10 protein-coding genes are annotated in these 10,158 nt (G+C 66.3%); 6 read left to right on the top strand and 4 right to left on the bottom strand.

Features of this window, described 5'->3' with window-relative positions; all coding sequences use genetic code 11:
- Window positions 1-1,070: 1,070 nt before the first annotated feature.
- On the bottom strand, window positions 1,071-1,313 hold the full coding sequence (locus ABZ192_RS42725; protein WP_356929854.1) for an ester cyclase: 243 nt from the start codon (window positions 1,311-1,313) through the stop codon (window positions 1,071-1,073).
- 714 nt (window positions 1,314-2,027) lie between these two features.
- Here ABZ192_RS42725 and ABZ192_RS42720 point away from each other — a divergent pair.
- The 3 genes from ABZ192_RS42720 to ABZ192_RS42710 all read left to right on the top strand — a co-directional run bounded on the left by ABZ192_RS42720 (window position 2,028) and on the right by ABZ192_RS42710 (window position 3,676).
- On the top strand, window positions 2,028-2,756 hold the full coding sequence (locus ABZ192_RS42720; protein ID WP_356929853.1) for a hypothetical protein: 729 nt from the start codon (window positions 2,028-2,030) through the stop codon (window positions 2,754-2,756).
- 142 nt (window positions 2,757-2,898) lie between these two features.
- Window positions 2,899-3,105 (top strand): hypothetical protein, encoded by a 207-nt coding sequence (locus ABZ192_RS42715; RefSeq protein WP_356929852.1) that lies wholly within the window; start codon window positions 2,899-2,901, stop codon window positions 3,103-3,105.
- Window positions 3,106-3,154: 49 nt separating this feature from the next.
- Window positions 3,155-3,676 carry a YcxB family protein gene (locus tag ABZ192_RS42710; protein WP_356929851.1) on the top strand — a complete coding sequence of 174 codons (522 nt, stop codon included), beginning with the start codon at window positions 3,155-3,157 and terminating at the stop codon, window positions 3,674-3,676.
- Between the two features lie 400 nt (window positions 3,677-4,076).
- Here ABZ192_RS42710 and ABZ192_RS42705 read toward each other — a convergent pair whose 3' ends face one another.
- Window positions 4,077-4,406 carry a hypothetical protein gene (locus ABZ192_RS42705; protein ID WP_356929850.1) on the bottom strand — a complete coding sequence of 110 codons (330 nt, stop codon included), beginning with the start codon at window positions 4,404-4,406 and terminating at the stop codon, window positions 4,077-4,079.
- Window positions 4,407-5,138: 732 nt separating this feature from the next.
- On the opposite strand from ABZ192_RS42705, the gene ABZ192_RS42700 reads away from it, so the two are divergent.
- Complete coding sequence (locus tag ABZ192_RS42700; protein WP_356929849.1) at window positions 5,139-5,618, top strand: hypothetical protein; 480 nt, start codon at window positions 5,139-5,141, stop codon at window positions 5,616-5,618.
- Between the two features lie 178 nt (window positions 5,619-5,796).
- The gene (locus ABZ192_RS42695) at window positions 5,797-6,714 is read left to right on the top strand and encodes a hypothetical protein (protein ID WP_356929848.1); all 918 of its coding nucleotides are present in this window, start codon (window positions 5,797-5,799) and stop codon (window positions 6,712-6,714) included.
- A gap of 206 nt (window positions 6,715-6,920) precedes the next feature.
- Here the strand turns inward: ABZ192_RS42695 and ABZ192_RS42690 are convergent, their stop codons facing one another.
- On the bottom strand, window positions 6,921-7,385 hold the full coding sequence (locus ABZ192_RS42690) for a hypothetical protein (RefSeq protein WP_356929847.1): 465 nt from the start codon (window positions 7,383-7,385) through the stop codon (window positions 6,921-6,923).
- A gap of 569 nt (window positions 7,386-7,954) precedes the next feature.
- Between ABZ192_RS42690 and ABZ192_RS42685 the strand changes: the two genes are divergently transcribed.
- A complete protein-coding gene (locus tag ABZ192_RS42685; RefSeq protein ID WP_356929846.1) occupies window positions 7,955-8,614 on the top strand; it encodes a hypothetical protein in 660 nt (219 codons plus the stop codon).
- Window positions 8,615-8,687: 73 nt separating this feature from the next.
- Here the strand turns inward: ABZ192_RS42685 and ABZ192_RS42680 are convergent, their stop codons facing one another.
- Window positions 8,688-9,797 carry a hypothetical protein gene (locus ABZ192_RS42680; protein ID WP_356929845.1) on the bottom strand — a complete coding sequence of 370 codons (1,110 nt, stop codon included), beginning with the start codon at window positions 9,795-9,797 and terminating at the stop codon, window positions 8,688-8,690.
- Window positions 9,798-10,158 lie beyond the last annotated feature (361 nt).

Below are 10,158 nucleotides of genomic sequence, written 5' to 3'. Positions count from 1 at the left end.
CAGCAAAGGCTCGATCACCGTCCACGCAGCGTCAGATATCTCCCCATCCCTCACGACCGACCCAACGATCAGATGATCGGAAAGACACTGCCTAGCCCTTGTGTGGAGTGATGTCAATGCATGACACGCCATCAGCAGTGTGAGGGGGTGTCAGTCCAGTCCCCCGGGTGGCTCAACGCCCCGGCCAATGTTCCTCTGGAGTCGGCGATGTGATAGCCCGTCACGAAGGCATCCTTGGGCCTTCGAACACCCAATCGGCCTCATTTGTCACCCCCTCAGCCACATTCTGAAGTGGCGACAGATAAGGGTAGAAGTATTTTCATTCATGGTCGGCTGCTCAGCTGACATCACTAAGAGATGGAGGAACGGAATGCCTGAAAGAAGGAGAGGCGGAGCGCGTAGGCGTGCCGTTGTCGCGATCGCTGCGTCGGTGGGTGTCACGGCCCTGGTTGCAACCGGTGTGAACTACGCCTCGGCTTCCAGTTCCGTCCCACATGCCGCCCCGTCTGTGGAGGAGGCCGCTGCCTCGGTTCCCTTCGGAGGCGACGGCCAGACGCACAACGGCTTCAGGAACGACGAGGGACGGATCCACGTCAACGAGCGAACGTATTCAGCCGAGCCGGGTGTGTGCACTGCCGTGATCAGTAGTCCCGCCACCAGCTTCAACGTCCGAAACGACAGTGACAGGACTGTCGAATTCTTCACTGGGATCACCTGCGACAATGGCGGTGCAATCGCGACTATTGGGCCCCGAAATTCCAGCAGCGCGATCCCCGGCACGACGGTCTTCGACGGGGCTGTGGTGCCTTTCGCGCTTGTCGGCAGCTTCAGAGCGATCCACGACCACCACTGAGCCTTTCGGCTCCTGTGCCTGTGGGGTGAGACTTCGAACACCTCCCATCGTCGACGCCATCAAGCAGGTCCCGGCCAAGGTCAGCTACACACCCTCAGAGCCTCGCTGCCGCCGCCGCAGCTCCGTCCCACGGCCGAGGAAGCCTGCCACGCGCGCCCCGCCGCCCTCACCGACCATGCGGTCGGTGAGGGCGGCGGGGCAGCGGGCGGGTGGTCCTTTACAGGGCGTGGAGCTGGGTGAGGAGTTGGAGGGTGTCGGAGTTCAGCCAGTACTCCACGAACTTGCCGTTCTTGATGCGCAGTGTGTCGGTGCCGGTGAAGGTGACGTCGGTGCCGGGCTGGGTCTTCGCCCCGGGGAAGCCGCCGGCGTAGGTGCCGGCGGCCGTCCAGTGGTGCGGGACCGCAAGGCAGGCAAGCAGCGCCTCTACGGCCTGGACGCCTGCGGGCTGCGACCGGTCCACGAGTGGACCGGCGGATTCGAGCGGTTCTGGAACGAGAGCTTCGACGCTGGACGAGTACGTGCAGGACCTCAAGCAGGCAAAACAGGAGGAGTGACCGATGGCAGCGACAGGACGGGAAGTCCTCACCTCGAGGAAGCGGTGGAGGCGCCGGCGGTTACCGGCCGGTGCACCCTGTCCGGGGGGGCCGCTGGCACTCCTGGTACGACGACACCGTCATCGACGGCCCCCGCGGCCTCGACATCGACCACCTGGTCCCGCTCGCCGAAGCCTAGGACTCCGGAGCCTCCGCCTGGACCAGGCAACGCACCTACGCCAACTACCTCAACGACGTACGCAGCGGCCCGGTCTGCTCAGAACAGCCTTGAGCTGGCTCGACCCAGCCCTCAGCCCCCGGTCCCGGTCTCCTCGTCCGTCTCAAAGTCGGCGATCACTGGCGGTGCGCCGCGTTACGGCCACGAGCCGTTATCCGGACGAACTCAGGCCAGCCCTCTCCCTTTCCCCAAGGCGCGGCAATTTCCAGATAAGGAAGGTTTGTTTGACCGAGACTTGATCGACCGGACATCTCTCGGTGCCCATCGGCCCTCTAAGATCTGCCTGGGCTCGGTGATCTTCCGGCCCCGCCCGCCCGGTTTCGGACGTACCCGCCTTTCGGGCTCGCACGCACCCCCCTCCCCGCCTGGCGCGGCGCAGTGTGCGACTTTCTCAAGGATTTTGATGCGTCTCGCGTCCCCTGCCGTCAAGGTGCTCGCCGTGGCGGCACTCCCGCTGGCCCTCGCCGCCTGCTCCTCCGGTTCTTCTTCCAGCGGCTCTACCGCAGCCGCCAAGCCCGCCGCGACCAAGGATCCCAACGCGAATCTGCTGACGGGTTCGCAGTTGAAGAAGGCCCTGGCGCCCGCGTCGTACTTCCCGTCCGGATTCGCCGCCGATCCCAGCCTCGCCAGGGACACCGGAAACACGTACCAGACGCCGAGCACCAAGAGCGCCGCCAAACCCCACTGCGCCGGCCTCGGATCCACTAGCTGGATCAGCCTCACCGGCGTCGAGGGGGTGTCGTTCGCGCAGAACTCCTACATCAACAAGAACACGTCCGCCGAACTCGACCAGGAGATCGACGTCTACCGCGGCAGGACCGCGGCTGACGTGGTGAAGGACTTGGCCAAGGTCGTCGCCGCATGCCCGAACTACACGGACTCCGACACCCACAGCACGGTGAAGGTCACCGGCGCCTCCACGGCCGGGCTCGGGGACGGGGCCTACACCATCACGCTCACCGACAGCGCCTGGGAGAGCGGCACCACGCTGATCGCCACCCGTGTGGGAACAGCCGTCGTTATCGTGCTGTCCACGGACGGCAGCGACAACGGCGCCGCGAGTGCCAAGAAACTGACGCAGCAGATCGTGGCGTCGTTGAAGGCGCAGAGCAACAAGGCGAAGCAGGGCTGATCACCCTGCGCCGACAGTCGATTCGCCGCCCGCCGGGCCGCCGGACACGCTTCGGCGGCCCGGACGCGCCGTGGATCCGTCTCTGCGTAACGGAGCGCCGTGTCGTGGGCACGCGAGCTCTCGGCTGCTGACCCTGCTCCCCATGACATCGGCAACCTGCCGCGACCGAGAGCAGCACATCTGGCGCCGTGAGCTGCGCCGGTGTACGAGGGAAGTGGCGTGGCAGGAGCACGGCTTCGCGGACCTGAAGTGCTGGAGGATCCTGACGAAGGTCCGCATGAACGCCCGCCACGCGACCACGCTCCTGCGGGCTCTCCTCGCGCTGACGAACGCCGAGATCCAGCGTTGACAGATGTAGCTGATCACGACAGCCGGCACGGGCAGTACGATCCCGGTTCATGGTCGTGGGCATGGGGCGGGACGGAAGACAGGACACGATCGAGCTGGTCTACCGGCCTACGCGCGCCGACATCCTCGCGGGCGTCCGGCTGCGTGAGCGCCGTCGGCGCCTCCACCTGGTCCGGTGGGGCTTCACGGGGCTGTTCGGGGCTGGCGCCGTGCTGGTGGTGACCGCACCGGAAAGCTCCGCGCTGTCGTTCGTGACCGCCGTCTTCTGCGCCGCCTGGATCTGGTCGATCCCCCACCTCCAGGCCCACCACGCGCTGCGCACAGTCTCCTGGCAAGGGGAGTACCGTACGTCCGTGAGCGAGACGGGGATCGCGGCCGAGACCGCGCACGCGACGCTCGTATTGCGCTGGTCAGTCTTCCGCGGTTACCGCGAGACCCGCGACCACGTGGTGCTGCTCAGCCGCGACCCGAACATCCTGCTCGTGGAGGTGCTGCCCAAGCGCGGGCTGCGCTCTCCGCAGGACGCGGAGCAGCTGCGGGCCCTCGTGAGCCGCCATCTGCCCCGCGTCTGAACCCCCTTATCTTTCGCCGAGTGGTTGTGCGTTCGTCGAGGCTGGTCGATGTCTTGTGGCTGGGCTGATGCCATCGAGATGCACGAGCGTCAGCGCGAGGCGCTTCCTCACGCCGTATCCGCAGCGAGCACGGCATCGCACATCTGAAGAGAACTGGCCCGTCACCTCGGCCGCCGCGAGCACATGAGCGACACCGTTCGAGCGATCGCCAGCCTGCCGTCTCACCAGCAGGTCACGGGCCTGACGTCAGTACAGCGGATGTGAACAGCGTTTCCCCAGCGGATTTTTCGACGTCTCACCGCCAACCATGCACGGGCTCGTTCAGCGAACTGCTCCAGTTCGCCTACGTCTTCGGTTGGGGCGGCACGGCCGCCCCAACCGAAGACGTGCGTGATCGCGGTCAGGAGTAGTCGCCCCGTTCGGCCCGGTGCAGGATGTCGCGTTCCAGGCCGATCTGGGTATCGAGTGAGTCCTCGTGGTCGATGACGATGGTGTCGTCGGCCTGTTGAGCTCGTACCTGGGAGCCGTAGGCGTCTGTCGCCTTCACCAGGAGAGCGTCCTGGTGTGCGGCGGGCCAGCTCTGGATCAGATACGACTCCACGACTTCGTCCACCACCGTCTGGTCGACGGCCCTGTCCCGGCCACGCGCGTGGACACGCAGCCGATACGAGCCGGGGCCTTGAGACGCCAGCGAGGGCAGATCCGCCGGATCGTCCATCAAGGGCGCCACGAGCAACTCCCCGGAGGGAGAGCTGCATGAAATCTCAGCGATCTCTTCCCAGCCCGGGGCAGAGTCGGGCCTCTGGGAGTGCGGCTCGACCGTGACATGGACGTCTCCGGTGTGGATCCCGGTCCTAACCTCGATGGCTCCGCCATCGGCCGACACCAGACCGGTGCGGCTAGCGTCGAGGTCGTCGGCCGCAGGCCCTTGCGGGTCCGTGATCTGAAAGAGGTGGTACTCAGCGTGCACCAGGGCTGTGCCTGTGCGGGCGGGCTCATTCACGGTGACCTCCCAACGCCGCCCCGGCGGCTACATATCCGACGACTTCCATCGAGCCTCACGTTCCTCGCCCACTCCGCGGTCGACAGACGGGTTGGTTGTGCGCGCGGGGTGCGCGAACTCGAGGTGAGCTGATTGTCGCCCCGCAGTATGAGACAGGCGGCTCGTCGGGACAGCTGTCAGTTTCTCGTTCTTGCCGCTTTCGCCTGCCGCTGGCGTTCGATCTGCCCGTTCGAATCCGGCGGTGCGCTGCCACACCATCGCAGCCGCGAGCGGGACGTGTGGGTGACACTCAGTTAGGTAGTTCGAGTAGCGCCGTCTCCCCGTTCGAGATCTCCCGGACAGCCCTATGACCTCGAGAAACGGCCGGTTAGCCACGCTGGGGAGCAACCGCCGACTCTTTACGCTGAGTTGCAGGGGCTCCCGCTCCTGCGAAGAACACCCGAAGCTGAGGAGCATGACTTGAGCGACCTCGTACTGCTCGCGGGCGGATCGGTGATGATGACCCACCACGTCACCGGAACCTACTTCATGTGCAACGACTGGCACGACGGTGTCGGAAACCACACCCAGACCTGGGCACAGGACCCCTTCGCCAAGGACAACAACTCGCACCGGTGGTTCCTGCGGCATAACGCCGACGGCACCGTGCGCATCGAGTCGTACGCCAACCACCGCTGCCTCACCGCAGGTGCCAACCCGCCCGAAACTGTGACCCTTCGAGAACGCACGGACAGCCTCAACCAGCACTGGCGGCTGGTCTCCCACGCAGAGCGAGGCAACGACTTCTACCTGGTCTCGGTCGTGCACCCGCGCTACGCACTGGCCATCGCGGACCACCTCCAGGGCAACGACCGGCTGGTAGGCCTGACCCGCATGTGGGGCGGACCCAACCTCTCCCAGCTGTGGCGGATCTATCCCTCGTCCGAGGACCAGGGCTGACTCCGCACGAGCACGAACGCCGCTGTCGCGGAAGTTCTACCTGACGAGTGCCGGTCCATCAGCGGTGGCCGCCAAGCGTCGGCCGCGATGCAACGGCGGCCACCCACTGACGGCGTTCCGCAGTTCTTTCAGGGCCCGCATCAGCTGCGTTCACCGCAAAACACGAGGGAGTCTTCCCATGAGCCTGACCGCCGCCCATACCCCCGCCGGTCCCTTGGAGCCCCGCGGGCCGATGTATCCCTTCCACATCACCAAGGAAGAGGAACGTCAGTTGCGCCTCAAGGGCGCCGAGGCCCTCCCGTCACTGGTGATCGGGCAGGCCACTTCGTTCGACGAGTACGCCCGCCAGCTGATGATCCCGCCAGCCGTCATGGACCTTGCACGCAAGGCCGAGGACCTGCGCCTGTCCGCGTGGGAGGTCGAAGCGATGCGCAAGCATCTGGCCCCCGCCGCCGAACCCGGCGACAAGATGGGGCTGCTGCGCCAGATCCTGCTGGAGAAGTACAAGCGTGACCAGACTCATCCACCGTACATTCGCGTCGCCTGCACCGGCCGGGGCGAGTACGACGACCTGGCCACCGAACACGGCCACCTTCACCCCGATGACCACCCGAAGGGCAATATCGGCTCGCCCGTCGTCCTGGAGATCTGGCCGGCGCAGCACTACTCGCCCATCCACTCCCACGGCCACACCACCGGCATCGTCTTCTGCCTCGCCGGCCAGCTCGACGTCATGGTCTACGAACACCTCAAGTGGGACGCCCGCAAGCTCGGCCTACTCACCCTCACCCCCGGCCAGTGCGCCTGGCTCTCCAAAGACAACTACGCCGTCCACCGGGTGTACTGCCCGATGGACGGCGGCGACGGCACCACTGGCCCCGGCTACATGAACTCCACCGCCGAATTCGGCGCCAGCTTCCACGTCTACCTCAACCCCGAGCAGACCGCAGTCCACGACCATGACGGCGACAGCTACAGCCGCGACACCTTCAACTACATCGATGAGAAATCCAAACAGCAGCAACCCTTCGCCACCGAATCCGACCTCTCTTGGCATATTCTTCGCCGTGTCCTGGCCAACACCCCGCTGACCTGAGACCAAGCCAGATTCGGGGTTTTCAGGCCGTGGTTGGGGGTGCGGCAGCTGGCGGGCATCGGTCAGGAGCGAAGGGTGCGCCTTGCGCATGACGGCCGCCACGAACGGAGCGGGCGGCGCTGCGGGCGGGGAACACAGGTGACCTCCATCAACCGGTACAGCCCGCCGGTTGGACGAACCGGCGCCGACTGTCCCGGGGTGAGGGGTTAGCCCCGCACCCCCCGGCCGTCGGCCCCCTGTGTGGTGTCCATGCGGACTATGGCCTCCCGGAAGACCGGCAACACGGCATCCCGGTCCATCTGGTAGGCGATGTTCTTGTGCCAGCTGGGGTTGTCCGGGTCGTACACCGCGGTAATGGGGGCGCGGGTGCCCTCCGGCCACCAGCCTTCGCGCACGCCGCGCGGGATCGCGCGGGACAGGGCGACGGTCGGCCCGTTGAGCTTGCCCAGCACCTGGCGCAGCTGGTCGGCGTCGATGTAGCCATCGCCTTCGATGACGACCATCTCGGCGAATCGGCGGGCGCCGGCGGGTAGCGAGCGGAGGTAGCGCGCGGCCCGCTCGACGGTCCAGTCGGTGTCCGCGGTGACGGTCAGTTCGTGTCGGTGCTCGGCAAGGATGTCGAGCAGTTTCCGCTCGAACTCCTCTGAGGCGCCCTCGATGGCGATTCTCATGAGGCCTTCCGACAGATTCTTACCCGGTTGTCCAGGGTCTCCATGGGCGACTATGCCCTGTCGGAGCCTTCTCCCGTGTAGACCCTGAGGAATCTGGTCAGATTTCTCCATCCATTCGAGCGACCTAACCGCCGTCGACGCGGCCGCCAGCATCACGGCAGAGGCCTCCCGATGAGCATCAACGACACCCCGCCGCCCCCAGGAGGGAAGAAGGCATGGCGGAGGCGGCCGTTTTCGCGTAGCAAGACCAGCGTGGTCGCCCGACTGGTGGAAGACGAGCAGGGTCGGCGGATGGACCCGCTCGTACTCCTCGGACGGGGCGGACCAGCGGGCACGCCACATCAGCTTCTCGGTTGTCGGTGTCCCTCTCCTGCCCCTGCGAACCTGGCGTACTCGTCGTATTTCACAGCGGTCAGGACGGATTCATCGGTGTAGTGGTCGACCGCGATGAACAGCGGAAGTACAGGCCGCGGGCGCCGCGGCTGGCCATCACGACCTGCGCAGGCGGTGGTCCGGGCCCGTTGCCACCGCCAAGACCGCCGCCAGTGGTGGCCGATAGTCTGACCGGCATGAGTGACGGCATCGCGTGGATAGGCGCACACCACCACACCCCCTTATCGACCGTGCCCGGCATGCTCGGCGGCATCTCGCTGACCCTCGCCCGAGGCGTGGAGACGGACGAGTTCCTCATCAACCTGGGCGCCGACCTCGACGAGCTAGCCGCGCACACCCCGTACCGGGAGCTGCGCGCACCGGCCGGGCAGCCGGGCCAGCCCTCCCCCCATCTCAACCGCGCCATGTACGGCACGTGGGGTGAGTGGACGTACGTGCTGGAGGACTGGGGCATGGCAACCTGGGCGACCGGCTACCAAGGCAAGGCCGAGTCGATGCTTCCCTGCGAGGGCCAAGAGATCCTCTGCCTGACCGCCAACCGTTTCAGCCCACCGCCCCTGATCATCCATGCGCCCGATGCCTGCGCGTACCGGGCCGACTTCGGCACCGACACCGGGCAGGGCTCGGCCCTCGATGCCGCCCTCAGCGCCGCGGGCGCGGTATTCCCGTCGATGCCTGAGGCCAGGGAGGCCGAAGTCGTCGCGTACTTCGAGGAGCATGGCGAGCGTCTGCCCGAGTTGGTGTTCACCGCCGTGGGCGCCTACACGGGCGTGACCATCGACCAGGACGCCGTGAAGACCGCTGACCTTCCCAGCGTCCTCATCGCCCCGGCCTGACCGTCTGCCGTGCACATCAGACCGGCCCTCACCCTGATCGCAGAGGGGGCCAATGCCTTTGTGGAAAGGGGTGTTACTTCGCGGCCAGCTTGCAGATCACCGGCTTACCGCCGCCGATGCCGTACGTGCAGGTGCCGCCGTCATCCATCCGCGTGTCCAGCCAGTACGCGTCCTTGTCCATGATCCGCATGTCCCGCATGAACGTCGCGAAGTGGTTGCCCATGGATTCCTGGTTGTGCATGCCGGAGATAGCCGACCGGCCGCACACCTCGCTGAACGTGGGGTCGGTGCCGTTCAGGGAGAACAGGTGGACCATGCTGCCGTGCTTCTTGGCGTAGGTGCCAATACACGCCGCACCCGTCGGCGTGGTCCCGCCCGGGAGCAGGGCGGGGTTCAGGCCGCCCTCAGCGGACGACATGCCGCCGCTGTTGTAGGAGGAGGCGAACGCGAACTCGTCACAGTTGAGGGCGTCGGCCGCGTCCACCAGGGCGGAGGCGTCCCCGTTCGCCTCGGCCCACCCGGTGGGGCAGATCCGGTTGCGGCTACGGGTGTTCTGCGCGCTGTCGCCCATGTAGTACAGGGGCTTTTGATCGGCCATCGAGCCCGGGTGCTTGGGAGTGGCCTTCTGGATCAGCCACCCGTGCGCCGCGGCTTGCGGAAAGGCCTTGGCGTTGAAGATGTAGGTGGGTGCGTGGTTGACGAACACACAGCCCGTGCCCGGCCCGGCGTTGGTGGTGTCGCGTCGGATCTGGTCGAGATCCTCCGTGCCGCCGTCGTAGTCCAAAGACCACTGGTAGCCGGTCATGAACGGGCGGATCCTCCCGTCCGCAGGCAGAATGTGCGCGTCGATCTTCACATCCGGCTTGTACAGGAACGTCTTCCCGGCAACCGAGGCGTCCCACGTGTACGGAGTGGTCAGCGACGCGGAATGCATCTCGCCCGGCACCCACCACGTCTTGCCCTTCCACGCGCTGTCATCGGGCTCCTGCGGCGTACACGACCCCTGGCACAGGTGCTCCACACCCACGAAGTTGATCTCACGGAACGCGGGGGGAATCTGCTGCGCGGGCTCGATCGTCAGGTGCTCGGTGAAGCTCTTCTGTCCGTCGAGCTGAAGCATCCGCAGGAACATGAAGCGGGCAGTGGCCTGGATCGCGCCGTCCATGCGGATGTAGATCGGCACCGACCTGACATCGCACTCGATGAACCGGGTAGCGAGGATGCTTTCGAAGTCGGTGTTACACCACTCCACCCGGGCCGTTGCCGCACCCGCGGTCTTCGCCCCGCTCTTGGATGCCTTGCCCTTGGGCACCGGCGTCGACTTGCCGCTGGAACCCGCCAGGCGCAGCCTTCCGCGACAGAGGCGCAGCGGTCGGGCTCTTCCCCGACACCGGCCGCGCCCCCGCGGCAGCGGCACGCGTGGCCTTCTCCGGCCTGGCAGCGGGCCTAAGAGGTCCTAACAGAAGTTGTTGATCAAGTGACCGTCGGCTTGTCTGCTCGTTGGTCGAGGCGTGGGGAAACGTCAGTCGCGGCCGTGGATCGTG

Origin of the sequence: Streptomyces sp. NPDC006235, assembly GCF_040613735.1 — a bacterium.
Lineage (GTDB): Bacteria > Actinomycetota > Actinomycetes > Streptomycetales > Streptomycetaceae > Streptomyces.
This window is presented reverse-complemented; position numbering and strand designations above follow the sequence as displayed.